Genomic DNA, 22,491 nt, shown 5'->3' on the forward strand with positions numbered 1-22,491 from the left:
GGGGGGTGGTGCTTTGGAGGATGGGTTTTTTTAGGGGACGAAAAAAAGCCCGCGCTCTCAGGGGAGGCGCGGGCTTTTGAAATTTGGATGCGGGCGTTTTAGGCGGCGCGGCTGACGAGGACGTCGTCGATCTGTTTTGCGGCGGCCATTTCATCGCCGCCGCCGACGGCGCCGACTTCGCGGGTGAGGCGTTCGAGGGCGGCTTCATAGAGCTGGCGCTCGGAATAGCTTTGCTCGCGCTGGTCATCCGAGCGGTGCAGGTCGCGCACCACTTCTGCGATGGCGATCAGATCGCCCGAGTTGATCTTTTGCTCATACTCCTGCGCACGGCGGGACCACATGGCGCGTTTGACCTTGGCTTTGCCTTTGAGGGTCTTCATGGCCTGGCTCACGACGTCGGGGCTGGAGAGGCCGCGCATCCCGATTTCTGTGGCTTTGTTTGTCGGCACACGCAGGGTCATTTTGTCTTTCTCAAAGGAGATGACAAAAAGCTCGAGCTCAAAGCCTGCGACTTCCTGCTTTTCGATCGAGATGATCTGGCCCACGCCATGAGCAGGGTAGACGACGAATTCATTGGCGCGGAAGTCCGCTTTCTTGGATTTGGTCATGCAATTTTCCTCGCATTGCCGGTTTTCCTGCGGGAAGGTCAAAAACGCTGTTGGGCGCGACGAGCGCGGCCCCGACAGGCCCTTGTGGGGCGGAGTGTTTGACAAACAAAACCATCCAGCAAGCCGCAGCTCGGGGGATGGGATCAGGCAGGTTTCATATTTCACATGAGGGAATCATAGCACGAATCGCAGGCAAAAGAAAGCATGCTGGACGCGGGGCTTGGTGACGTCCGGGGGGAGGCTGCCGGCGGGCTTAGCCGCCCTCGCCGGGGGCTTCGGAGAAATACTTCTCAAGCTTGCCGTCTTCGCCGTCGCGCTCTTCGGCCTCGGGGAGGGGGTCTTTCTTGGTCACGATCACGGGCCAGAGCTCGGAATACTTCCGGTTGAATTCAACCCATTTTTCTGTGCCTGCGTCGGTATCGGGGCGGATGGCATCGGCGGGGCATTCGGGCTCGCAGACGCCGCAGTCGATACATTCGTCGGGGTGAATCACCAGCATATTCTCGCCTTCATAGAAGCAGTCGACAGGGCAGACCTCGACGCAGTCGGTATATTTGCAGGCGATGCAGGCGTCGTTGACGATGTAGGTCATGGGCGAGACCCCTTGTTTGTGGATGTCTATATTGGCGATCTGATTGTGAGCTAATCGCTTTTGGCGGATCATTCAAGCGCACTCTATGCCGCAGGTTTTGGGCTGTGGCTCCGATGTGGCTCAGGGGCCTTCATCTTTGAAGGCGGTGATGTCGCGGCGGTCTTTCTTTGTCGGGCGGGGGCCTGTGCGGGCCGGCTCTGGCAGGCGCTCTTCGCGCGGCGGCGTCAGGTCTTCATAGAGTGCTTGGGCCTCGGGGGCGGGGCCGCGCCGTGCGCCGAGGGCGAGAATTTTGACCACGCGGATATGATCGCCTTGGGCGAAGGTGAGCACATCGCCCGGGGTGACGCTATGGGCGGGTTTGAGCGTCTTTTGGCTGTTGATCCGCACATGGCCGCCCGAGACCTGCTTGGCAGAGAGGCCGCGCGTCTTAAAAAAGCGCGCGTGCCAGAGCCATTTGTCGATCCGCAGCTTTGCGGGGGCGGTGGTGGGCGCGGGCGTCTCTGCCATCAGTCTTTCTTGGCAAGCCCCATCAGCGCGGCGGCGAAGGGGTTGTCGGGGTCGATGGCTTTTTCGCGCGGGGGGCGGGCCTGGAAGCTCTGTGCGCCACGTTTGTCGCCTTGGGGTTTGCCTTTGCCACGCTCGCCGCCTTGTGGCTTGCCACGGGGTTTGCCCTGTGGTTTGCCTTTGCTGCGGGGCTTGTCGCCCTCGGCGCGGGGCGCGCGGGCGTTTGCGCCACGGTTGCCGCCCCATGTGAAGCTGTAGAAGACTTCCATTTCGGGGGCCTCTGCTGTGGCTTCGGCAGATGTTTCAGCAGGCGCTTCGGCAGAAGCTTCGGCAGGGGTTTCGCCTTCGGCTGCGGGGGCCTCGGCTTCTGCGGGCGTTTCTGCGGGTGTCTCTGCCAAGGCGGCTTCGGCGGCGTCTTCAGCGGGGGCTGCGGCCACGGCTGGTGTGGCGGGAGCGGCTTTGACTTTGACGCGTTCGCCTTTTTCGGCCTTATAGCCAAGGCCTGCCATCAGATCGGCAAATTGCTCAAGCGTCATGCCTGTGATCGAGAGCATATCGGCTTTGGCTTCAAAACCGCCGCGGCTGTCTTCTGCGCGCAGCATATCGGCGAGGCGTTCGAGCATATCGATGCGGATCGCGCGCTCGCCTGCGTTGCGATAGCCGGCCATTGTGTCTGTGCCTTGCGGCTGTGCCGTCATGTTTGGCACGGTGACAAGGCCTGCGGGTGGCGCTTCGGGGAATTCGGCCAAATCTTGCGCAAGCGACCAGAGCACGAGGCGCAGGCGCGTCGGCGCGGGCTTGAGGAGCAGTGGCAGGAAGATTGTGAACTGGCCAAAGCGGATGCCGTGCTTGCGCAGGGCAGAGCGGGCGTCCTGATCGAGCGATTTCACGTCATTGGCGACAACGGCGCGGGGCAGTAGGCCCAAGCCTTCAACCATCTGGAAGGCAAAGCCACGGGCGAGGCCTGTCAGGGTTTCGTCGCGCGACAGATTGAGCAGCGGCTCAAAGGCTGTGGCGATTTTGCGATCAATGAAGTGTTGCAGGCGGCGGGTGACTTTCTCGGCCACGTCGCTGCCGGCTTCGTCATCGACAAAGGCCTTCACGGCGGGCTTGAGAGCCTCCGCACCTTTGACGAGCTTGCCGACGGCTGTGTTGCCCCACATGAGGCCGCCTTGCTCGGTAAAGTCGATCTCTGTGTCGGGCGCATTATAAAAGCGGTCGGCCAGCAAGTGAAAATGCGGGGTCAGCGCGGCAAGGCTCGCGGCCTTGAGTGTCTTGGCCTCTTGGCCTGCTGCGGATTTGTCCTGCGAGAAGCGGAACCCTTCGAGACGGCCGACGAATTCGCCTTCGACTGTCACTTCACCGTTTTCATTTACTTCGGCCAACATGGCCTCCTTTTGTTTTAGGCGCCGCAGGAGCACGGAGGTGCGCCTGTCGACAAATCTCTGGGTCAACGCCTCGTGTAGCGCATCTGACAGGCGATCTTCTACAGCGCGAGTCGTCTCGCGCCAATGAGAATCGTCCCTTGTCCAGCCTTTTCGCTGTGCGACATAGGTCCAAGTGCGGATAAAGGCCAGCCGTTTGGACAAAGTATCGATATCGCCTTGGGGGCGATCTATGTGTTTTATGTGCCGTGCGATCCAGTCTTCGGGCAGTTCGCCGCGCTCGTGGAGGTGAAAAAAAATCTGCCCCAAGAGGGCGGCGTGTTCGCTTGAGGAGATCGAGCGGAAGTCGGGCACGCAGCAGACATCCCACAGGAGGCGCACGGAGGCTGCATCGGAGGCGCGGGCGCGCGGCTCGGCTTCGGCGGCGAGGGTTTTGAGCGCGGCGAGGTCGTCGGCCTCACGGGCTTTGACGAGAAGCTCGTCCGTCGGGCTTTGCTCAAGCGAGTGGATGAGCGCGTCGAGCTGGCCGAATTGCAACGCGGGGTTGCGCCAGATGAGCTTTTTCACAGGGGCGAAGCGATGTTCCATGATCGCCTGCGCGACGCCGTCATCGAGCGGGGCGGCCTCGCCTGTGACGCCAAAGGAGCCATGGCTCATGCCACGCCCCGCGCGGCCTGCGATCTGGGCCAGCTCATGGGGCATGAGCGTGCGCATACGGCGGCCATCAAACTTGGCGGTCGCGGAAAAGGCGACATGGTTGATATCAAGGTTGAGGCCCATGCCGATGGCATCTGTGGCGACGAGAAAGTCGACATCGCCATTTTGGTAAAGCTCGACCTGAGCGTTGCGGGTGCGTGGGGAGAGCGCGCCCATGACCACGGCGGCGCCGCCTTTCTGGCGCTTGAGCAGCTCGGCGATGGCGTAGACGTTTTCGACCGAAAAGCTGACAATGGCGGAGCGCGGCTGCATCCGGCTGATCTTTTTGGAGCCGCCGTAGACGAGCTGGGACATCCGCTCGCGGCCCAAAAAGTCGGCCTCGGGCACAAGGGCGCGGATTATGCCGCGCATGGAATCACTGCCCAGAAACAGCGTTTCGTTGATCCCGCGGGCGCGCAGCAGCCGGTCTGTGAAGACGTGGCCGCGCTCGGGATCGGCGCAGAGCTGGATTTCATCAATCGCGAGGAAGTCGGCGGCCATGCCCTCGGGCATCGCCTCGACGGTGCAGACCCAATATTGCGCCCGTGGCGGGATAATGCGCTCTTCGCCCGTGACCAAGGCCACAACGGAAGGGCCGCGCACCGCCACGATCTTGTCATAGACCTCGCGCGCCAGAAGGCGCAGGGGCAGGCCGATCACGCCCGTGCGATAGCCTAGCATCCGCTCGATGGCGTAATGGGTTTTGCCCGTATTGGTCGGACCGAGCACCGCTGTGATGCGCTTTTGCTGGGTCATGTCGGGGAACTCTTTGCTGGCCTGTGCGGCGTTATTGGAAGGCTAGAGCTTGGTTCCGGTCACGGAGGGCTCAAGGCGGGCGATAGCCTCCAATGCTTTCTCATGGGCGGGGTAGAGGTTCAAGAGGATCTTATAGGCCGCATAGGCATCCTCTGGTTTGTCGAGCTGTTCCAGCAGCGCGGCGAGGCCGTAGATAGCCCCGAAATGAGAGGGGTTGAGCGCGAGGGTCTGGCGCAGATCAGCGAGCGCGAGACCGTATGCGCCCAAGCCAAAGAAGGCGCGTGCGCGGCCATGCCAGCCCTCGGCAAAATCGGGGGCGTGATCTGTGAGGGCGCTGAAATGCTCGACGGCTTTGGCAAAGGCGCGCGCCTCAAGCGCGTCTTCGCCGCGTTTTAACAAGAGGTTGGCAGAGGCCGAGCCAGAGGCAGACCAGCGGATTTCGATATCGCGGGCGATTTGCTGGGCTTCGGGCGCTTTGGCGCTTTGCAGCTCTGTGAGCAGCTCGGAGACATCGCGGCTTTCGGCAAAACCTGGCTGACCCAGCGTGAGCAGGGCCGCAAGTGCCGCAACGGCAGGTTTGAGATAGACTTTGCGCTTCATCATAGTAGGCTCAGGATAACCACTGGCGGGGCTGAGGCAAGCCTTGTCGCAACAATGTGAAGGAACGACTGATGAGCGATGTGATTGACGGCGCGGTAAAGGCGCTGAACGAAAAAATGGCCGGTGGCGGCTTTTCGGCGGGCACGGCGAAATTTGTGATCAACGGCGAAGGCGCTGTTGTGATTGACAGCGAGGGCGCGCGCGCGGGCGACGACGCAGCCGATGTGACGCTCTCGGCGGATCGCGATGTCTTTGAGGCGATCCTCTCGGGCGATATGAACGCGACGGCGGCCTTTATGGGCGGCAAGCTCTCGGTCGATGGCGACATGGGCATGGCAATGCAGCTTGGCGCGGTCTTGAGCTAAATGACATCCGCGGCGCCCTTTTTTGGCGAAATGGCCGAGGGACCAGAGGGCGGCTATGCGCTCTGGCTCACAGCGGATGATGGTGTGCGCCTGCGGGCGGTGCATTGGCCGAAAGAGGGCGCGCGCGGCACCGTGCTTTTGATGCCCGGGCGGACGGAATATTGCGAGAAATATGGCCGCACGGCGTCTGAGCTTGCGGCGCGGGGCCTTGCGACCCTGACGATTGACTGGCGCGGGCAGGGGCTGGCCGACAGGCTGGCTGCGCCTGCCTTGCTGGGGCACGTTGAGGCCTTTAGCGACTATCAGCGCGATGTGCGCGCTCTCATGGCGGCGGCCAAGGCCGAGGGCGCTGTTGCGCCGTTTTTCTTGCTCGGTCACTCCATGGGCGGCTGTATCGGCTTGCGGGCGCTCTATGAGGGGATCGACGTGAAAGCGGCGGCGTTTTCTGCGCCGATGTGGGGGATTTATCTTGCGCCACAGATGCGCCCTGTGGCGTGGGGGCTGTCCAATTTGGCGGCCACGGTTGGGCAGGGGGCGCGGTTTGCGCCCGGCACCAAGACCGAGACATATGTTATGGCCGATCCGTTTGAGGACAATATGCTCACAACCGACCCTGAGATGTGGGCCTATATGGTGGCTCAGGCCGAGGCGCAGCCTGAGCTGACGCTGGCGGGGCCATCGCTTGGCTGGCTGGCCGAGGCGCTGCGCGAAACGCGGGCTTTGCACCGTATGCCCTCGCCAAGGATGCGCACAATCACCTTTCTGGGCAGCTGTGAGCGGATTGTCGATGTGCCCCGGATCAGAGACCGTATGAGCCGCTGGAGCGCTGGCACGCTGAGCCTGATTGAGGGGGCCGAGCACGAGGTCTTGATGGAGAAACCCGCGATGCGCGGCAAGGTTCTGGACGAGATGGTGCAGTTTTTCTTTGAATGAGAGGCGGTGGGCGGCTTGAGATCGCCCTCCTCGCGCTCTATGTCTTTGAGAGCATAATCAAAGAGGCGCTCAGAGATGTTTCAACTTCCTTTTCCCGTTCGTGACGCAAACATTGGCGGGGGCGCGGGTGGCCTTGGCGACCTGCCCGAGTGGGACCTGAGCGATCTATACACCAGTGAAGACGCGCCCGAACTGATCCGCGATCTGGCCTGGCTTGAGGAAGAATGCGCCAGCTTTGCGCGCGACTATGAAGGCCAGCTTGCGGCGCTGGATGCGGCGGGTTTTCTGGCCTGTGTGTTGCGCAACGAGAAGATCAACGGCATTGCCGGGCGTATCATGTCTTATGCGGGGCTGCGCTATTACCAGCTGACTGTGGATGCGGGGCGCGCGAAGTTTCTGTCGGATATGCAGGAAAAGATCACCACGTTCACCACGCCGCTCGTGTTTTTTACGCTGGAGCTGAACCGTCTGGAGGATGGTGTTTTGGACGGGCTGTTTGCAGAGAGTGAGGCACTTCTGCGCTACAAGCCTGTGTTTGAGCGGATCCGCGCCATGAAGCCCTACCAGCTCTCTGACGAGCTGGAGAAATTTCTTCACGATATGGGCGTTGTCGGCGACGCCTGGGAGCGGATGTTTGACGAGACCATCGCGGGCTTGGAGTTTGAGGTCGATGGCGAGCCGCTGAATATTGAAGGCACGCTGAATTTGCTCACCGACGAGACCCGCGAGACGCGGGAGGCGGCGGCGCGCGAGCTGGCCGATGTCTTTGGCAGCAATATCAAGACGTTTGCCCGCGTTCATAACACGCAAGCCAAGGAAAAAGAGATCGTTGATCGCTGGCGCGGGATGCCCACGGCGCAGACGGGGCGCCACCTCTCAAATGATGTGGAGGCCGAAGTGGTCGAGGCGCTGCGCGACGCTGTTGTGAAGGCCTACCCGAAGCTGAGCCACCGCTACTATGAGCTAAAGCGCAAGTGGCTCGGACTTGACACATTACAAGTCTGGGACCGCAACGCGCCCTTGCCGATGGAAGACAAGCGCGTGGTTGGCTGGGAGGCGGCGCGCGAGACTGTGATGAGCGCCTATGCGGGGTTTGATCCGCGCATGGCCGAGATTGCCGAGCCGTTCTTTACCAAGGGCTGGATTGATGCGGGCGTGAAGCCGGGCAAGGCACCGGGGGCCTTTGCGCACCCGACGGTGACGGATGTGCACCCTTACGTCATGCTCAACTACCTCGGCAAACCGCGCGATGTGATGACGCTGGCGCATGAGCTGGGGCACGGGGTGCATCAGGTTTTGGCCGCAGGGCAGGGCGAAATGCTCTCCTCAACGCCTTTGACATTGGCGGAGACCGCGAGTGTCTTTGGCGAGATGCTAACTTTTCGCAAAATGCTCTCTGAGGCCAAGACAGACGCCGAGCGCCGTGTGATGCTGGCGGGCAAGGTTGAAGACATGATCAACACGGTGGTGCGCCAGATCGCGTTTTATGACTTTGAGTGCAAGCTTCACGCCGCGCGCCGCGAGGGCGAGTTGACGCCTGAGGCGATTGGCGAGTTGTGGATGTCTGTGCAGGGCGAGAGCCTTGGGCCTGCGTTTGAATTTATGGACGGCTATGAGCACTTCTGGGCCTATATCCCGCATTTTGTGCACTCGCCGTTTTATGTTTATGCCTATGCCTTTGGCGATGGGTTGGTGAATGCGCTCTATGCGGTCTATGAAGAGACCCCTGAGGGGTTTCAGGACAAGTATTTTGATATGCTCAAAGCAGGCGGCTCGATGCACCACACCGAATTGCTTGCGCCTTTCGGGCTGGATGCGAGCGACCCCAAGTTCTGGGACAAAGGCCTCAGCATGATCTCGGGCTTTATCGACGAGCTTGAGGCGCTGGAGCCGTGATCCAGCGGAGCGCCTTCGGCGCGCAGGTTTGATAAGACGCGCGCTGAGAGGTGATACGCCATGTTGTCTGCGGGTGTGTGTTGTGCGCTTAGATGCCTCCGGCGGGGATATTTGGAGCAAACAGAAAGACGGGTAACGAAGATTTAACCAACCTGCGCAAGACTGGGTTTACGGTACAGGCGGGGACGCCGATGACCGTGCAAAGAGAAAGGCTTTTCGCTTTTCAGGGAGAGGGCCCCCGCGCTTTCTCCCTTTCTTTTTGCCTTAAATATCCAAAGTGCAGGGGCGCAACGAGGGCTGGCCTGTCGGTGGCACGCGGCGGTGCAAACGGGTTTGTCTGGGGGCGCAGCCCCCAGCGGGGCGCGGCCGAAGGCCGCGCAAGCCCCGTTTATTTGAGCTGGCTGTCTTTTGAGCCTCGGCGGTTGATGCCGCCACGCCGCTGTGTGGCTGTGTCGCGCTCGCGCATACAGTCGATGCAGAGCTTGACCCCCGGGATGGCGTCGCGGCGGGCTTCGGGGATGGGGTCTTCGCAGTCCGCGCAGTGGGTCAGGCTGTCGCCAACGGGCTGTTTGCGCGCCTTGAGGCGGGCCAGTTCGTCGGTGATCGAGGCTTCTATCTGTTCACTGACCGCGCCGTCTTTGGCCCATCCGCCTGCCATGGTTCTTCTCCTGTCATTGCAATAATCTGCCGTCGCGGCGGCTCTCTCCCAAGAGAACATAGCGCGAGAATTCCTCGGCTGCCAAGCCCACTCCTTTTGTGAGGCGGCGCAAGAAGCGGATTGCTGTGGGGGAGGAGACGGGGACCATATGGCCCATGTTTTCGCCTGTTTCAAACAGCGAGAAGTCGAGCACGGTCACATCCAGCCCGTCGAGGTCTTCGGCGTTTTGAATGCGGCCCAAGCGTTCTTTGCGGCCTGTGAGCAGGCTTGCAACGTTGAGCACGCGGTCTTTCTGGGTGGTCATGATCACGAAGGGCTGGGGCAATGTCCCAATTTCCTGGGCTTGTTTGCGAAACACATCAGGGTCGATATCGGGGGACATGAGCACCACGCCGTCCAGGGCGCTTATGGTGCGGCTGCGGCCTTCCAGCGCCAGTTGGCGCAGGGCTTCCATCACGAGGTAGCCACCCATCGAATGGGCCAGCACGATCACGCGGCGCTGGCCTGCGCCGTTGAGCTCTTGCAGCAGGCGGGCGAGGTCTGTGCGCGCAAACAAGACGGAGTCGCGGTCATAGGCATAGCCGAGCGGGTCGCCAGCCGAGGGCCATGAAAACAGGAGTGCCGGATTTTTCAGCTCGAAATCATGCTGGATCTGGGCGAGGCGAAAGGCGGCGTCTTCGAGCGTATTGTTATAGCCGTGGACAAAGACAAGGAGCGGTTCGTCGGCGGCCTGACGCTCTGATGCGAGCCGTCTCATAAGGGCGGCGCTGTCGGCCAGAGGTGTGGCGCTGAGCGGGGCGAAGTGGCGGCGGGGGTTGATCTGGCCGTGGCTGCGCTCGATCCGCCCGATCTGGTGGTTGGGGGGGATCGAAACCTCGACTTCGGCATAGCTCATGGTTGTGGCGCGCTTTTCGCCAAACATCTGGCCGCGTTGGCCTTCGCTGCGCAGGGTGGCAATCAAGAGCGTTTCGCGGCTGGCTTCGGGGATGGGGGCGACAAAGCCCTCGGCCTGCGGGCGGGTGCAGGCTGTCAGCGCAACGAGCAGACAGAGGAACAGAAAGCGGCTTACCATTGGGCGCTTATGCCACGCTGTTCAGGGGCAGGAAAGCGCTTTGGTGAGGTTTTGGGGGCCGCTGTAGGCGCCAATCTCGCGGGATGTGAGGCTCTGGCCGTCAAACTCTGTGGCGAGGATGCGTGTCCAGTTTGCATTGGCTGTGATGATCTCGGGCAGGTCTGCGCAGTGGCGCAGGCCGCCTGCGATAAAGTCCCAGCCGATTTTATGGTTGGTGAGGCCTGTTTTGCTGGCGACTTCGGTGAGTGCGCCGTCTTTGAAGCGCCAGAGGCGGAGCGTTTTGGCGAGATGTGGTCTGTCGATATAGGCGATTTCGACAAAGCCGTCGCCGTCAAGGTCGGCGGCCCCGATCGGGGCGAGCCAGCGGTTCTTTTGGCCGATATGGGGCGTGGCGGCGATCAAGCCTGTCGGGCCATAGACCACGAGCCGCGCGCCGAGGGCGGCATCTGATTGCACCGCGATCACCTCGGGCCGCCCGTCTTTGTCCAGATCAAAGAGGCGCGGGGCGATGTCTTCAAAGACGCGGTGTTCGGGCAGGCGCAAAATGAGGGTTCGGGTTGCGCCATTTGCTGTTTCGGTGCGCAGCTCAAGCGCGCCATATTCGATAGCGTCGCCCAGAACCGCGTGGGCATAACGGGATGTTGGCTCGGTGAAGCCTGCGGATGTGATCCGTTCTTGGGCGGCGCTTGTGGTGGCGCAGAGCGCTGCAACTGCAAGAGCCAGACCGAGGGCTGCGCCGCGGGTGAGGCGGCGCAGCAGCGTGAGCGCGCAGGGGTGTAGCGCGCTCTGCAAGCTCAGATCTGTTTTTCTGGCATCTGGACAATGAGGCCGTCCATGGCGTCGCTGACTTTCATCTGACAGGTCAGGCGCGAGCGGGCGGGGTCGGGCTGAAAGGCGAAGTCGAGCATATCTTCTTCCATGTCGTCTTTGGCGGGGATTTTGCCAACCCAGTCCGGGTGCACATAGACGTGGCAGGTGGAGCAGGCGCAAGCGCCGCCGCAGTCGGCTTCGATGCCGGGGATGTTGTTGTCGCGGGCGCCTTCCATGACGGTGAGGCCAGTGGCCACCTCGACAACGTGTTCTGTGCCGTTGTGCTCGATATAGGTAATTTTCGCCATTGCGCAGCGCTCCTCAAAAATTTTGCTTCTGTTTTGTTACAAAAGCGCACGCGCCACTGCCAGCCCTAATTGTGCCTGCAGGGATGTCACAGGGCAAAAACTTCGTGATGGGTGTTTGATGCGGGCTTTGCGGCGCTCGGGTTTTGCGCGTATCTTGGGGCAAAAGCGAAAACGGGCGAGCAAACGTGTGAAACGGGCGATGATATTATTGAGTGTGGGGTTGGCTGTGGCGGCTTGTGCTGCGCCGCGCCTCATTAGCCCTGTTGCGCCTTTGCGGGTGGAGAGTTTTGCTGCGCCGCCGCCCGGCTCTGATCCGAACTCCTGTTGGGGCAAGGATGTCAGCCCCGCAGTGCTTGAGACCGTGACGGAGGAGATTTTGGTGCAGCCGGCGCAGATCTCCTCGGATGGCACGGTTTTGAGCGAGCCGATCTACAAGCGCGAGACGCGGCAGGCGATTGTGACGGAGCGGCGCGAGCTTTGGTTTGAGACGCCCTGTCAGGACCAGTTGACGCCTGATATTATTGCCAGCTTGCAGCGCGCGCTGAAGGCGCGGGGGCTATACACAGGCGCTTTGTCGGGCCAGATGGATGGGCCAACGCGGGCCGCGATCCGCCGGTTTCAGGCGCGTGAGGGGCTGGACAGCTCGATCTTGTCGCTTTGGGCGGCGCGCAAGCTCGGGCTTGTCGCGATTGCGCGCGGCTCGCCTTAAGGGCTGTCAGCGCCAGTCGATCAGGCTGTCTGTTTCGGCGCGGGGGGTGCGGAAGCTGTTGATCGGGGCGGTTGTGTCACTGTAGCCAAAAGACACGGTGCAGAGGATCAGGCGGTCTTGTGGCAGATCAAACCAGTCGCGCAGAAAGGGCGCGTGGCCCGCTGGAGCGGCTTGGGGAATGCTGCCAAGGCCTGCCTCTGTGAGGGCGGCGCAAAAGGCCGTGACAAAGCCGCCACAATCCAGCGCGCCATAGGCGCCAAGCTCGCGCGGGCTTGTGACCAGGGCCATGTGCGGGGCACCGAAGAAGCGAAAGTTTTCCAGCATTTGAGCGGTGCGGGCGTCTCTGTCGTCGCGGGCGATGGCGGCGGCATCATAGAGCTGCATTCCACAGTCAAAGCGGCGGGATTTGTAGGGGCCTGTGTAGCTTTCGGGCCAAGGCAGATCAGGCTGCATCTCGTGTTTTTGGGCGTGGGCGTGGAGCGCTGTCCCGAGGCGGGCGGTTTCGGCGGCCCCGGTGATGACGAGTTGCCACGGCTGGGCATTGCACCAGGAGGGCGCGCGGGCGGCTGTGGCGACGGCCTGCTCTATGAGGGGGCGCGGCACGGGCTGAGGACAGTAGGCGCGGCAGGAGTGGCGGGCGCGCAGTGTCTTGTCGAGGGCGGATGTCATTTAGAAGGCTCCTTGCTCAAGCCCGTAGAGATAGCCCAATGCGCCCGCAATGATAAGCCCGAGCAGCACGGCAAAGGCTATTTTCCATGCAGAATAGGGCCGCTCGCCCTGAACGCGGCCTGTGCGGCCATTGACGACAAAGCGGTAGCTGCGGCCACGGTATTTATAGGCCGCAAGCCAGACCGGCAGCAGGATATGCTTGAAGGTCACGTCTTTGACCGAGGTTTCGATATCGTGGATGCGCTGGCGGTCGCCGCCGATGTCAAACTTGACATCGCGTTCGATCACGCGGGCCATATGGGCGCGGGCCTCTTCATAGCCCTCCTCAAGCGCAACGGTGTAGCCCTCGGCGCGAAAGCCTGCGAGATATTCGGGGCGGTAGGGCTCGAGCGCGGACAGATCCCATGGCTCAAGCGCATCTGTGAAGCCTTTGGGCAGGGAGCGCGAGGCCAGCACCAGCACATCATCAAAGAGGCGCGCGACACGGCCACGGGCGGGGGACCAGCGGATTTTGGCGACTTGCTGGCGCTCGCGTTTGCCGTCGCGCAGGACGGTGCGGGTTTCGTAATAGACTGTGCCGCGCTCGCCTGTGTAGCGTGAGGCAGTGTCTGCATCAAAGGTCCAGTAGGGGACATAGACGCCTGACAGGGCGCGGCCCTTTCGGGCATAATCCTGCAGGCCATTGGGGGCGAACCAGAGGCTGCCGAGCCAGTCTGTCATCGCTTTGCGGGCGCTCTTTTCGTCAAGGGCGAAGGGCAGCACCCCGCGCGGCTTGATATGGCGGTGGGCGCCTGTGTCTGTGACCACGGGGGTGGCGCAGAAGGGGCACTCGGCGGCGTGGGTCCTCGTGTCAAACGTGACCTCGGCGGCGCAATTGGGGCAGTGGGAGACGCGGGTTTCTTCCATCTCTTGCGCGGGTAGAGCGGCGTTCAGGGCGGCCTTGAAGTCAAGCTCGCGGATGGCAGGGGCAGAGGCGTGGCCGATCTCTTCTGTGGTGGCGCAATGATCGCAGATGAGCCGCTCTTGGCCTGCCTCAAAGCGCAAGTCGGCCCCGCAGGCTGTGCAGGGGAAGCGGTGATTTGTGCTCACCTTTGGGGGCGCGTTTGGGGGAACGGGGTCAGACAAGAGATTTTAGGCCTTCGGCGAGGATATTTGGAGCAAAAAGAAAGGGGGGCGCGGGCTTGGCTGGCCAGCGCGGAGGTGTGAGCAAGGTGGCGGCGCACTCTGAGAGAGGTGTGAGCGCGCTCATGTCAGGGCATCGGCGGGGGCGGGGGCAGGACTGTGAAAAGCGTGGCGAGGGCTGTGACCTCGGCGGCTTTTTTCCAACCGTCTTGTCCTGCTGTCCAGACCAGCGTGTCGCGGGTGAGCGCGCCATCTGTGACCATACGGCCCATGGCAGCGCGGGAATATGGCCCCTGTGTTTTGCCCGCCTCTGCGATGTGCCAGACCTGCTCCACGGGCGGCAGGGGCGGCGGGGGCGGCGCGATTTGGGCCGCGGGCGCAGGCGCGCCCCATGGGCCAGTTTGCAGGGAAGCCTCGCGGGCGATTTGCATCCCCAAGCCTGCGCCGACGCCGGCCTGAAGCGCGCCCGCACCCGCCCCTTGGGTGGTCAGGCTCTCGGCGGCCTGAAAGCTCATGTAGGTGGAGAGATCACCGACAACGCCCATGGCGCTGCGTTTATCGAGCACGGCCTCGACCGCCTCGGGGAGGGAGATGTTTTCGATATAGAGCTCCGGCATTTCAAGGCCATAGTCTGCAAGGCGCGGGGCGATATCGCGGGCCACAAGTGTGCCGAGCTCGCGGGTGTTGGCGGCCATATCGAGCACGGGGATGCCTGCGCGGGAGAGGGTGCGGGAGAACTCCTGCACAATGATGTTGCGGATCTGGTAGCTGATCTCATCCATGGTAAATTCGCCGTCTGTGCCGACGATCTCGGTCAGGAAACGGGCGGGATCGCTGACTTTTATGCTGTAGCTGCCATAGGCGCGCAGGCGGACGGGGCCGAACTCGGGATCGCGGGCGATGATCGGGTTTTTGGTGCCCCACTTCAGGTCGGAAAAGCGCGTGGTGTTGACGAAATAGACCTCGGATTTGAACGGGCTTTCAAAGCCGTGGTCCCAGTGATTGAGGGTTGTTGTGACAGGCATATTGTTGGTTTCGAGCAGATAGAGGCCCGGTGTAAAGACATCGGCGAGCTGGCCTTCGTGAACAAAGACCGCGGCCTGACCTTCGCGCACTGTGAGCTTGGCGCCATATTTGATCTCGTGGTCTTCGCGCTCAAAGCGCCAGACCATTGTGTCGCGGGTGTCATCAACCCAGTGGATGACATCAATAAACTCGCCTGTCAGAAAATCAAAAATGCCCATGGGACGGTCCTTTTTAAAGTATTAGCTGTCGGGGTCGCCTGTCAGCCCGGTTGCGATTTGGGGAAGGAGGGGGCGGGCCTCTTCAAGGCTCATGCCGCTCCTCAAGCGGGGGTCGTAGAGCATTTTGAGCAGAAGCTCGTCATGGCTTGTGAGGGTCGCGAATTCTTCGTCGTCGTTGAAGATCGATGGCCGTGCGAGGGGGCTGTCATTGGAGAGGCCGAGGCCTTGGGAAAGCTCTTCGTGCAGGCAGGAGAGGCGCATGAGCGGCGGGTGTTCGGCGCGGATGAGCGTTATGGCGCGCTCCTCCCCTTCCTGTGCGGAGGGGGTGTTGGTGTGCACAAGGCAGTAGATGTCGCGCGGCAGGGTGAGCAGGCGCTCTATGCGGGCTTGGGGGAAGTCGGGCCAGACGCGCGCTATGGTGTCGCGCAGGGCGGGGCCGTCATCGGCGCTCATGACAAGAATGTGGAAGTTGCCCTGCGGTGCCATGCTGATCGGGTGGGACGTCACGCGGGCGAGGCGGGCGGCGTAGGCCTTGATGCTGGCGCGATCTGCAGCGCGCTGATCGGGGGCGACGGAGGGGCCGAAGTGGGCCTCAAAGCGCACGGGGCCGCGCCACGGGTGAAAGTTGCTCAGAGCTTGGGTGCCTCTGAGGAAATTGCCGCTTGCGTGCTCGTCATAAAAGGCGATGGCGGCAAAATTGTCGGCCAGATTCTTGGCGTCAAAGGCGGTGTCGGGGCCGCCGCCGTCGCGGCGCAGAAGGCCTTGGCTGAGCAGGCGGTTTTCGAGCCTTTGATAATAGGCGGCCAAAGCCTGAGAGCGGGCCGAGGGCGGGGCCAGCTCCGCCGCTGGAACGGCTTCGGGGCGCGCCTCTGGTTTCAGGCTGTCGCGCAGGGGCAGATCGCAGCCGGCCAGAAGGGACAGCCCCAAGAGAGCGGCCCCTGTCCGGGCAAAGATGCGGCGCGTGCGGGCCATGGGCTTAGCCTGCTGGCACCGCTGTGCCTGCGGTGTCACCTGTGCCTGTTTTGCGGGCCTTGGCGGCGGCGAGCGTGTCGCGCAGCTCGGCTTCCATCTTTTTCAGTTCGACTTCTGCGGCGGCGCGCTTGGCCTTGCCGTCATCGGCGATCTGGAGGCTCTCTTCAATGGTGCCGATCAAATCGGCGTTGGCCTGTTTGACGGCATTGATATCAAAGACGCCACGCTCCATTTCCTGACGGATCATGCGGTTGCTGTCGCGCAGGTTTTTGGCGTTGGCGGTCAAAAGCTCGTTGGTGAGATCATTGGCGTCGCGCACGGCGGCGGCGGCCTCGGCGGAGCGCTGGATTGTTACGGCTTGGGCGAGCTGTGTCTCCCAGAGCGGCACCGTGTTGACGAGGGTCGAGTTGATCTTGGTGACGAGCGATTTGTCGTTTTCCTGCACCAGACGGATCGAGGGGAGCGATTGCATTGTGACCTGACGCGTCAGTTTCAGATCATGCACGCGGCGCTCCAGATCGTCGCGTGCGGCGCGCAGATCGCGCAACTCTTGGGCGCGCATGACTTTGTCGTTCTCGGGCACTTTTTCGACTTTGGCCTCAAGGGCGGGGATGTCTTTTGTGTCGAGCAGGCGCAGCTTTTCCTCGCCTGCGGCAATGTAGAGCGCCAGCTCGTCATAAAAGGCGAGGGTTTTTTCATAGAGCATATCGAGCGATTTGATGTCTTTTAGAAGCGTGTGCTCGTGCGCAAGCAGGCTCTCTGTAATACGGTCGATCTGGCCTTGGACCTCTTCAAACTTGGCCGTGAACTTCGCAAAAGGTGCTGCGCGGCCAAGCAGCTTTTCCCACCACGAGCGCTCGCGGCGCACGTCAAGCTCGCTCACGGAAAAGCCGCGGATGGTGGTGACAATGCCGCGCAGGCTATCGCCTGCGGGGCCGACATCCTTGTTGCGCACACCGGCGAGCATGGATTGGGAAATCACCTGAAGCTCGGCTTGGGCGGCGGAGCCGAAGCTGACGATTGACTGCGTGTCGCTCATATCGAGCTCGCTCATGCGCGATTTGATCTCTTTGCCAAGCGCGCCTTTGGCTTCGCTCATGGGCACCACGGCGTTGGCCTCCACCGGTTCTGGCAGGACCACGGCGTTGACTTCCTCCACAAGGGCGAGGGCGTCTTGGGCTTTTTTCTGGGTGTCTGTGGTCATGTCGGACCTCACTTTCTTGATAAAATTAGGACTTGTCTAAACGGATGCCTTCTTGGGCGAGCCTGTCGCGCAGCACTTCGATTTCGATGTTGAGATCGCTGCGATCATCGAGCAGGAGATGACGGTTTTTGGCAGAAAAGCTGTCTTGCAGATCGCTCAAGAGGGCGAGGTAGTCATTTTTGGCCTCGGTGCTGCGGGCGCGGATGTAGAGATCTGCGAATTTTTCGGTCGCGTCGCGCGCGCCTTTTAAATAGACGCCCATAAATTTGCGCGCGGCGGTGAGATCGCGCGGGTCTTCCTCGACGGTGCGCAGAAGTGCGCGCACCTGTGTCTGGAAGCGCTCGACACGTGAGGATACCTGACGGTCGGCGGCGCGGTGGGCGGCGGCGCTGATGGCTGTGAGGTGCTCCTCGGCCTGAGTGATGGCGCGCGCGACACGGTCGGTCTGGAACTGGTCGACCCCGTCCATGCCTTTGTTCGCCAGAGGATCAGGGCCGAAGGCGGCAAAGTGCAGCACAAGGCCGAGCCCCCCAAAGAGCGCGGCTTCAAGCCCGCCAAAGCCGGTATAGCCCGCGAGGGCGAGGCCTGCGCCTGTCAGAATCGAGCCGAGAATTTTGCGCGGCAGGGCCGGACGGCGGGCCACTTTGCGCGCCTCATAGGCCTCATGCGCCTGTTGCCCTGCGCGGGTGAGCCAAGCGGCCAGCAGCAGCGTGGCCAGCGCCACGAGCCAGAGGAACATCTCGGTGGGCGCGGATGTGAAGGCCTGCCAGATCATGGGAAGGGGGGCGAGGAAGAGAAAATTGACCCGCCCGCCCACGCGAGAGCGGCGCGCGCCTTGGTAGCTGTTGCGCGCGTCGGCATGGCCTGTTTGGGGGCTGTATTTTCCGCCAAAGCGTTCTGACATCAGGCCGCTCCGAAGGTGGAGGCATAGAGCATGAGCAGCACCAAAAGTGCGAAGGCCAGTTTCTGCAAGCCAGTTTCGGTCATGTGTCCCCCGCCAGTCCCCATCGTTGCTTAAGCTTTAGCTTAAGGTAGGTCAGCTCTGCGCGCGGCGCTAGGGGGAAACCGCGAAGATTTGCTTCAAGGCCGTGTTTTGCCCGGTTTTGGGGGCCTAGGGGCCTGATCCTAGCGGGTGCGGCGGCGGACCGGTTTTTTGCCACGGGCGGGCTTCTCTGCGGGGGCGTCCGGAGTCTGGAGGCCGAGCTGGTCGCGGATCACTTTGGCGCGCAGCTCCTGCACCTCGCCTTGCTTGAGATCACCCAGTTGAAACGGGCCGTAGGAGACGCGGATGAGGCGGTTCACGGAAAAGCCGACGGCCTCCATTGCGCGGCGGATCTCGCGATTTTTGCCTTCGCGCAGGCCGATTGTGGCCCAGGCATTGGCGCCTTGCTGGCGATCCAACGTCACGATCATCGGCTGGAAGTTTTCGCCATCAACTGTGAGGCCACGGCGCAAGGGCTCAAAGCTTTCTTCGGTGGGGCGGCCTTTGATGCGCACGCGGTAGCGCCGCAGCCAGCCTGTGGAGGGCAGCTCAAGCTGGCGCTTGACGCCGCCATCATTGGTCAGAAGCAAGAGCCCTTCGGAATTGAGATCGAGCCGTCCCACCGTCATCACGCGGGGCAGGCCTTCGGGGAGCTTGTCAAAGATCGTCTCGCGGCCCTGTTCGTCGCTGTTGGTGCTGACGAGGCCCTGGGGCTTGTGGTAGAGCCACATCCGTGGCGGTTCGGGGGCTTTGAGGGGCTTGCCGTTGACCACGACTTTATCGGCGCTGGTGATGTTCAGCGCGGGGCTGGTGATGACCTTGCCATTGACCGAGACGCGGCCCTGCTCGATCAGCCGTTCGGCCTCGCGGCGCGAGGCGACGCCTGCGCGGGAGATAACCTTGGCGATGCGATCCCCTTCGGGGGTGGCGGCGGGCTGGTGTGCGGGCCGGTCTGATTTGGGTGTGTTGCTCATGGGCCTCGCTTAGAGCATTCGCGGCTCTTGCGAAAGAGGGCTTTCATGGGGCAAGAGGAGATATGGGGTTTGATACGCATATGAATGTGGCTTTGAGAGAGGCCGAGGCGGCGGGCGCGCGGGGCGAAGTGCCTGTGGGGGCCTGTCTTGTGCTGGACGGCGCAATTGTGGCGCAGGCGGGGAACCGCTGCCGCGAGACGCATGACCCGACAGCGCACGCCGAGATGCTTGTGATCCGCGCGGCCTGCGCGTTGCTTGGACAGGAGCGGCTTGAGGGTGCGGCGCTCTATGTGACGCTGGAGCCTTGCCCTATGTGTGCGGCGGCAATCGCCAACGCCCGTGTGGCGCGGCTGTATTACGGGGCGGGCGATCCGAAAAGCGGCGGTGTGGCGCAGGGGCCGCGCATTTTTGACCATGCGCAATGTCATCATGTGCCTGAGATTTATGAGGGGATCGGGGCGCGGGCGAGCGCGGCTTTGCTGGAAGAATTTTTCGCAGGCAAGCGCTGAGGTTCGGGTCGAATGGCCCTTCGGGCCATCCGACCCGTTGAGGGGGCTAGCCGCCCCCTCAAACTCCCCCGACCTCTTGAGGGGGCTGTCTGCCCCCTCAAACTCCCCCGAGGATATTTTTAGAAAGAAAAAGGTTGTGGGGTAAGGTTTTGGGTAAGGCTGGGGCGAAGGCCGCGTTTTGGGGTGGTGTTTTGGGCGGTGTCAGGTGAAGCGGATCGGTTTGAGAACTTCGGGTTCGATCACCTCGACGTCGGGCAGCGCGCGGGTGAGCAGCTCTGCGGATTGTTCAAGGAGCGGGAAGGTGCGGTAGTGGCCCGGGATCAGGGTTTTGAAATTGAAGAATTTTTTGGCAGCATAGGCGGCGCGGCGCATATCCATTGTGAAGTGCCCTCCCGCCGAGAGCACGCCGATATCAGGCCTGTGCAGATCATGGATGATTTGCATATCCGCCATCACCTCGGTGTCGCCTGAGTGATAGATTGCGTGGCCTTCGCCTTCGATGACATAGCCGCATTCTGTTCCCGGGACCGAGGGGCCGTTTTCTCCTCCGAAGGAGCTTGAGTGCACCGCATGGACCATTGTCACCCGCACAGAGCCAAGATCGACCGTTCCACCCTTGTTAAAACCAATAGTTTCAATGCCTTCGCTGGCCTGCCAATGGGCCATGAGATCATATTGGCCGAGCACGGGAATCGCGTGTTTTTTGGCCAGCGGGAGCACATCTACGACATGGTCGAAATGTGCATGGGTGAGCAAAATATGGGTCGCGCCCTCTACGGCCTCGTCGTGTTTGTCCTCGGGCAGCATGGGGTTGCCTGTGAGCCATGGGTCTACCAAGAGGACCTTGCCGCCGATGGCGTAGCGGAATGCGCCGTGGCCGAGCCAGATAATTTGCATGATGTGTCTCCGATTGGGGCGAAAATGCCAGTGCGAAATCCAGTGCTAAATTCCGTGTTAAGTCCTGTGCGAAATCCTGTATGGCAGCCTATATGGCGGGCAGTATAGACCACAGTATGGACAGGGGAAGGGCGAAGTGCGGCTGTTAGATTGGCAAAGTCAGATTGGCAAAGCAGGTTGAAGCGGGGCGCGCTGCGCGCTAAAGGCAGGGCAACACAAAATGGGCAACACAGAAACGGAGTGACCCCATGTCAATTGACAAGGACACAGCGGCCAAAGTGGCCAAGCTGGCACGGATCAGGGTTGAGGCGGCGGATTTGCCGGCTTTGGCCGAAGAGTTCAACGCGGTGCTCGGGTTTATCGAGCAACTTAGCGAAGTGGATGTTGAGGGTGTGGAGCCGATGGTTTCTGTCACGCCCATGCGCCTGCCGCGCCGAGAGGACGTTGTGAGCGACGGCGGCCAGCAGGCCAAAGTGCTTGCGAATGCGCCCGATGCGCGCGAGGGCTTTTTTGCGGTTCCGAAGGTGGTGGAATAATGGCTGATCTGAACAAACTGACGATTGCAGCGGCGCGCGATGCGCTCAAAAAGGGCGATGTCACCAGCCTTGAGCTGACCGAGGCCTGTCTTGGCGAGATCGAGGGCGCGGGCGCGCTCAATGCTTTTGTGCACCACACCCCCGAGATTGCCCGTGAGCAGGCCAAAGCGGCGGATGCACGCCTCAAGGCGGGCGATGCGCCGGATATGTGCGGCATTCCGCTTGGCATTAAGGATCTGTTCTGCACCAAGGGCGTGCCAAGCCAAGCGGCGAGCAATATCCTTAAGGGCTTCAAGCCAGAATACGAAAGCACCGTTACCAGCCAGCTGTTTGATGCGGGCGCGGTTATGCTTGGCAAGCTCAATATGGACGAGTTTGCTATGGGCTCTTCAAACGAGACTTCGGCTTACGGCAACGCTGTGAACCCGTGGCGGCGCGAGGGCAGTGATGCAGAGCTGACGCCGGGCGGCTCGTCGGGCGGCTCGGCTTCGGCTGTGGCGGCGGACCTTTGCCTTGCGGCGACGGGCACAGACACCGGCGGCTCGATCCGTCAGCCTGCGGCCTTTACCGGCATCACCGGCATCAAGCCGACCTATGGCCGCGTGTCGCGCTGGGGGGTTGTGGCCTTTGCCTCAAGTCTTGATCAGGCGGGGCCTATGACCAAAGACGTGCGCGACGCGGCGATCATGCTGGAAGCCATGTGCGGCCATGACGCGAAGGACAGCACCAGCGCCGATCTGGCTGTGCCAAACTTCGAGGCCATGCTGACGGGAGATATCCGCGGCAAGACCATCGGGATTCCGCGCGAATACCGCATGGAGGGGATGCCTGCGGAGATTGAAAAGCTCTGGGCCGAGGGCACGGAGATGCTCAAGGCGGCGGGGGCCAAGATTGTGGACATCAGCCTGCCGCACACGAAATACGCTTTGCCGACCTATTATGTGATTGCGCCTGCGGAGGCCTCCAGCAACCTCGCGCGCTATGATGGCGTGCGCTATGGCCACCGCGCCAGTCTTGCGGCGGGGGATGGCATCACCGAGATGTATGAAAAGACCCGTGCGGAGGGCTTTGGCCACGAGGTCCAGCGCCGTGTGATGGTCGGGACCTATGTCTTGTCGGCGGGCTTTTATGACGCTTATTACAACCGCGCCCGCAAGGTGCGCACGCTGATCAAGCGCGACTTTGAAGAGGTCTTTGCGGCGGGTGTCGATGCGATCCTCACCCCGGCGACGCCAAGTGCTGCCTTTGGCCTTGGCGAAATGTCTGAGGCGGACCCGATTGCGATGTATCTCAATGATGTCTTCACTGTGACGGTGAACCTTGCGGGGCTGCCTGGAATTGCGGTTCCGACAGGGAGCGACAGCCAGGGTCTGCCTTTGGGGTTGCAACTGATCGGGCGGCCTTGGGAAGAGGGCGATTTGCTGAATACCGCCTATGCGCTCGAGCAGGCGGCCGGTTTTGTGGCCAAACCAGCGAAATGGTGGTAAGGG

Annotated in this window: 24 protein-coding genes; 7 read left to right on the forward strand and 17 right to left on the reverse strand. The window is 61.9% G+C overall.

The window, feature by feature from the left end; genetic code table 11:
- Window positions 1-98 precede the first annotated feature (98 nt).
- From ACTF58_RS06720 to ACTF58_RS06740, 5 genes are all read right to left on the reverse strand, one after another.
- Window positions 99-608: a CarD family transcriptional regulator gene (locus ACTF58_RS06720; protein ID WP_298801821.1), complete on the reverse strand. Its 510-nt coding sequence runs from the start codon at window positions 606-608 to the stop codon at window positions 99-101.
- A gap of 253 nt (window positions 609-861) precedes the next feature.
- Window positions 862-1,200 (reverse strand): ferredoxin FdxA, encoded by a 339-nt coding sequence (fdxA, locus tag ACTF58_RS06725; protein ID WP_438991206.1) that lies wholly within the window; start codon window positions 1,198-1,200, stop codon window positions 862-864.
- Between the two features lie 120 nt (window positions 1,201-1,320).
- Window positions 1,321-1,707: an RNA-binding S4 domain-containing protein gene (locus ACTF58_RS06730; protein WP_438991207.1), complete on the reverse strand. Its 387-nt coding sequence runs from the start codon at window positions 1,705-1,707 to the stop codon at window positions 1,321-1,323.
- Window positions 1,707-4,541 carry a helicase-related protein gene (locus ACTF58_RS06735; RefSeq protein WP_438991208.1) on the reverse strand — a complete coding sequence of 945 codons (2,835 nt, stop codon included), beginning with the start codon at window positions 4,539-4,541 and terminating at the stop codon, window positions 1,707-1,709. Before ACTF58_RS06735 ends, ACTF58_RS06730 begins: the two co-directional genes overlap by 1 nt.
- A gap of 42 nt (window positions 4,542-4,583) precedes the next feature.
- Window positions 4,584-5,144, reverse strand: coding sequence for a hypothetical protein (locus ACTF58_RS06740; RefSeq protein ID WP_438991209.1), 561 nt, complete (start codon window positions 5,142-5,144; stop codon window positions 4,584-4,586).
- Between the two features lie 68 nt (window positions 5,145-5,212).
- On the opposite strand from ACTF58_RS06740, the gene ACTF58_RS06745 reads away from it, so the two are divergent.
- The 3 genes from ACTF58_RS06745 to ACTF58_RS06755 all read left to right on the forward strand — a co-directional run bounded on the left by ACTF58_RS06745 (window position 5,213) and on the right by ACTF58_RS06755 (window position 8,335).
- Window positions 5,213-5,506 carry an SCP2 sterol-binding domain-containing protein gene (locus tag ACTF58_RS06745; protein WP_438991210.1) on the forward strand — a complete coding sequence of 98 codons (294 nt, stop codon included), beginning with the start codon at window positions 5,213-5,215 and terminating at the stop codon, window positions 5,504-5,506.
- The gene (locus ACTF58_RS06750) at window positions 5,507-6,439 is read left to right on the forward strand and encodes an alpha/beta fold hydrolase (protein WP_438991211.1); all 933 of its coding nucleotides are present in this window, start codon (window positions 5,507-5,509) and stop codon (window positions 6,437-6,439) included.
- A 75-nt stretch (window positions 6,440-6,514) separates the two neighbouring features.
- Complete coding sequence (locus ACTF58_RS06755; protein WP_438991212.1) at window positions 6,515-8,335, forward strand: M3 family oligoendopeptidase; 1,821 nt, start codon at window positions 6,515-6,517, stop codon at window positions 8,333-8,335.
- Window positions 8,336-8,723: 388 nt separating this feature from the next.
- Here ACTF58_RS06755 and ACTF58_RS06760 read toward each other — a convergent pair whose 3' ends face one another.
- The 4 genes from ACTF58_RS06760 to ACTF58_RS06775 are packed head-to-tail and all read right to left on the reverse strand — an operon-like array spanning window position 8,724 to window position 11,183.
- Window positions 8,724-8,993, reverse strand: a complete 270-nt coding sequence (locus ACTF58_RS06760) for a DksA/TraR family C4-type zinc finger protein (RefSeq protein ID WP_438991213.1) — start codon at window positions 8,991-8,993, stop codon at window positions 8,724-8,726.
- Between the two features lie 13 nt (window positions 8,994-9,006).
- Entirely contained in the window at window positions 9,007-10,065 is a 1,059-nt protein-coding gene (locus tag ACTF58_RS06765; protein WP_438991214.1) for an alpha/beta hydrolase, read from the reverse strand.
- A 21-nt stretch (window positions 10,066-10,086) separates the two neighbouring features.
- The gene (locus tag ACTF58_RS06770) at window positions 10,087-10,857 is read right to left on the reverse strand and encodes an FG-GAP repeat domain-containing protein (protein WP_438991215.1); all 771 of its coding nucleotides are present in this window, start codon (window positions 10,855-10,857) and stop codon (window positions 10,087-10,089) included.
- Between the two features lie 2 nt (window positions 10,858-10,859).
- On the reverse strand, window positions 10,860-11,183 hold the full coding sequence (locus ACTF58_RS06775; protein ID WP_438991216.1) for a 2Fe-2S iron-sulfur cluster-binding protein: 324 nt from the start codon (window positions 11,181-11,183) through the stop codon (window positions 10,860-10,862).
- Window positions 11,184-11,382: 199 nt separating this feature from the next.
- Between ACTF58_RS06775 and ACTF58_RS06780 the strand changes: the two genes are divergently transcribed.
- A complete protein-coding gene (locus tag ACTF58_RS06780; RefSeq protein ID WP_438991217.1) occupies window positions 11,383-11,892 on the forward strand; it encodes a peptidoglycan-binding domain-containing protein in 510 nt (169 codons plus the stop codon).
- Window positions 11,893-11,898: 6 nt separating this feature from the next.
- On the opposite strand, the gene ACTF58_RS06785 is transcribed toward ACTF58_RS06780, so the two are convergent.
- From ACTF58_RS06785 to ACTF58_RS06815, 7 genes are all read right to left on the reverse strand, one after another.
- Entirely contained in the window at window positions 11,899-12,561 is a 663-nt protein-coding gene (locus ACTF58_RS06785; protein WP_438991218.1) for a nitroreductase, read from the reverse strand.
- The gene (locus ACTF58_RS06790; protein ID WP_438991219.1) at window positions 12,562-13,650 is read right to left on the reverse strand and encodes a primosomal protein N' (replication factor Y) - superfamily II helicase; all 1,089 of its coding nucleotides are present in this window, start codon (window positions 13,648-13,650) and stop codon (window positions 12,562-12,564) included.
- Window positions 13,651-13,811: 161 nt separating this feature from the next.
- Complete coding sequence (locus tag ACTF58_RS06795; protein WP_438991220.1) at window positions 13,812-14,927, reverse strand: SPFH domain-containing protein; 1,116 nt, start codon at window positions 14,925-14,927, stop codon at window positions 13,812-13,814.
- Window positions 14,928-14,948: 21 nt separating this feature from the next.
- Entirely contained in the window at window positions 14,949-15,899 is a 951-nt protein-coding gene (locus ACTF58_RS06800) for a DUF2927 domain-containing protein (RefSeq protein WP_438991221.1), read from the reverse strand.
- A 4-nt stretch (window positions 15,900-15,903) separates the two neighbouring features.
- A complete protein-coding gene (locus tag ACTF58_RS06805) occupies window positions 15,904-17,103 on the reverse strand; it encodes a toxic anion resistance protein (protein ID WP_438991222.1) in 1,200 nt (399 codons plus the stop codon).
- A 25-nt stretch (window positions 17,104-17,128) separates the two neighbouring features.
- Entirely contained in the window at window positions 17,129-18,007 is an 879-nt protein-coding gene (locus ACTF58_RS06810; RefSeq protein WP_438991223.1) for a 5-bromo-4-chloroindolyl phosphate hydrolysis family protein, read from the reverse strand.
- A gap of 221 nt (window positions 18,008-18,228) precedes the next feature.
- A complete protein-coding gene (locus ACTF58_RS06815) occupies window positions 18,229-19,059 on the reverse strand; it encodes a pseudouridine synthase (RefSeq protein WP_438991224.1) in 831 nt (276 codons plus the stop codon).
- A 62-nt stretch (window positions 19,060-19,121) separates the two neighbouring features.
- Between ACTF58_RS06815 and ACTF58_RS06820 the strand changes: the two genes are divergently transcribed.
- Entirely contained in the window at window positions 19,122-19,568 is a 447-nt protein-coding gene (locus ACTF58_RS06820; RefSeq protein ID WP_438991225.1) for a nucleoside deaminase, read from the forward strand.
- A 201-nt stretch (window positions 19,569-19,769) separates the two neighbouring features.
- On the opposite strand, the gene ACTF58_RS06825 is transcribed toward ACTF58_RS06820, so the two are convergent.
- Complete coding sequence (locus ACTF58_RS06825; protein ID WP_438991226.1) at window positions 19,770-20,465, reverse strand: metal-dependent hydrolase; 696 nt, start codon at window positions 20,463-20,465, stop codon at window positions 19,770-19,772.
- Between the two features lie 248 nt (window positions 20,466-20,713).
- Here ACTF58_RS06825 and gatC point away from each other — a divergent pair, with 248 nt between their 5' ends.
- Window positions 20,714-21,001, forward strand: coding sequence for an Asp-tRNA(Asn)/Glu-tRNA(Gln) amidotransferase subunit GatC (gene gatC / locus ACTF58_RS06830; protein WP_438991227.1), 288 nt, complete (start codon window positions 20,714-20,716; stop codon window positions 20,999-21,001).
- Entirely contained in the window at window positions 21,001-22,488 is a 1,488-nt protein-coding gene (gene gatA, locus ACTF58_RS06835) for an Asp-tRNA(Asn)/Glu-tRNA(Gln) amidotransferase subunit GatA (RefSeq protein WP_438991228.1), read from the forward strand. The genes gatC and gatA overlap by 1 nt, the downstream gene beginning before the upstream one ends.
- The last annotated feature ends 3 nt before the right edge of the window (window positions 22,489-22,491 follow it).

This window comes from Lentibacter sp. (genome assembly GCF_965657785.1).
Classification (GTDB): Bacteria; Pseudomonadota; Alphaproteobacteria; order Rhodobacterales; family Rhodobacteraceae; genus Lentibacter.

What these genes read in the sequence shown, in the direction of transcription:
- ACTF58_RS06740 (WP_438991209.1), bottom strand. Translation starts at nt 5,144, where the DNA reads ATGATGAAGCGCAAAGTCTATCTCAAACCTGCCGTTGCGGCACTTGCG.
- ACTF58_RS06820 (WP_438991225.1), top strand. Translation starts at nt 19,122, where the DNA reads ATGGGGTTTGATACGCATATGAATGTGGCTTTGAGAGAGGCCGAGGCG.
- ACTF58_RS06775 (WP_438991216.1), bottom strand. Translation starts at nt 11,183, where the DNA reads ATGGCGAAAATTACCTATATCGAGCACAACGGCACAGAACACGTTGTC.
- ACTF58_RS06760 (WP_438991213.1), bottom strand. Translation starts at nt 8,993, where the DNA reads ATGGCAGGCGGATGGGCCAAAGACGGCGCGGTCAGTGAACAGATAGAA.
- ACTF58_RS06755 (WP_438991212.1), top strand. Translation starts at nt 6,515, where the DNA reads ATGTTTCAACTTCCTTTTCCCGTTCGTGACGCAAACATTGGCGGGGGC.
- ACTF58_RS06780 (WP_438991217.1), top strand. Translation starts at nt 11,383, where the DNA reads ATGATATTATTGAGTGTGGGGTTGGCTGTGGCGGCTTGTGCTGCGCCG.
- ACTF58_RS06785 (WP_438991218.1), bottom strand. Translation starts at nt 12,561, where the DNA reads ATGACATCCGCCCTCGACAAGACACTGCGCGCCCGCCACTCCTGCCGC.
- ACTF58_RS06800 (WP_438991221.1), bottom strand. Translation starts at nt 15,899, where the DNA reads ATGGCCCGCACGCGCCGCATCTTTGCCCGGACAGGGGCCGCTCTCTTG.
- ACTF58_RS06745 (WP_438991210.1), top strand. Translation starts at nt 5,213, where the DNA reads ATGAGCGATGTGATTGACGGCGCGGTAAAGGCGCTGAACGAAAAAATG.
- ACTF58_RS06765 (WP_438991214.1), bottom strand. Translation starts at nt 10,065, where the DNA reads ATGGTAAGCCGCTTTCTGTTCCTCTGTCTGCTCGTTGCGCTGACAGCC.
- ACTF58_RS06735 (WP_438991208.1), bottom strand. Translation starts at nt 4,541, where the DNA reads ATGACCCAGCAAAAGCGCATCACAGCGGTGCTCGGTCCGACCAATACG.
- gatC (WP_438991227.1), top strand. Translation starts at nt 20,714, where the DNA reads ATGTCAATTGACAAGGACACAGCGGCCAAAGTGGCCAAGCTGGCACGG.
- ACTF58_RS06815 (WP_438991224.1), bottom strand. Translation starts at nt 19,059, where the DNA reads ATGAGCAACACACCCAAATCAGACCGGCCCGCACACCAGCCCGCCGCC.
- gatA (WP_438991228.1), top strand. Translation starts at nt 21,001, where the DNA reads ATGGCTGATCTGAACAAACTGACGATTGCAGCGGCGCGCGATGCGCTC.
- ACTF58_RS06730 (WP_438991207.1), bottom strand. Translation starts at nt 1,707, where the DNA reads ATGGCAGAGACGCCCGCGCCCACCACCGCCCCCGCAAAGCTGCGGATC.
- ACTF58_RS06805 (WP_438991222.1), bottom strand. Translation starts at nt 17,103, where the DNA reads ATGACCACAGACACCCAGAAAAAAGCCCAAGACGCCCTCGCCCTTGTG.
- ACTF58_RS06810 (WP_438991223.1), bottom strand. Translation starts at nt 18,007, where the DNA reads ATGTCAGAACGCTTTGGCGGAAAATACAGCCCCCAAACAGGCCATGCC.
- ACTF58_RS06750 (WP_438991211.1), top strand. Translation starts at nt 5,507, where the DNA reads ATGACATCCGCGGCGCCCTTTTTTGGCGAAATGGCCGAGGGACCAGAG.
- ACTF58_RS06825 (WP_438991226.1), bottom strand. Translation starts at nt 20,465, where the DNA reads ATGCAAATTATCTGGCTCGGCCACGGCGCATTCCGCTACGCCATCGGC.
- ACTF58_RS06795 (WP_438991220.1), bottom strand. Translation starts at nt 14,927, where the DNA reads ATGGGCATTTTTGATTTTCTGACAGGCGAGTTTATTGATGTCATCCAC.
- fdxA (WP_438991206.1), bottom strand. Translation starts at nt 1,200, where the DNA reads ATGACCTACATCGTCAACGACGCCTGCATCGCCTGCAAATATACCGAC.
- ACTF58_RS06720 (WP_298801821.1), bottom strand. Translation starts at nt 608, where the DNA reads ATGACCAAATCCAAGAAAGCGGACTTCCGCGCCAATGAATTCGTCGTC.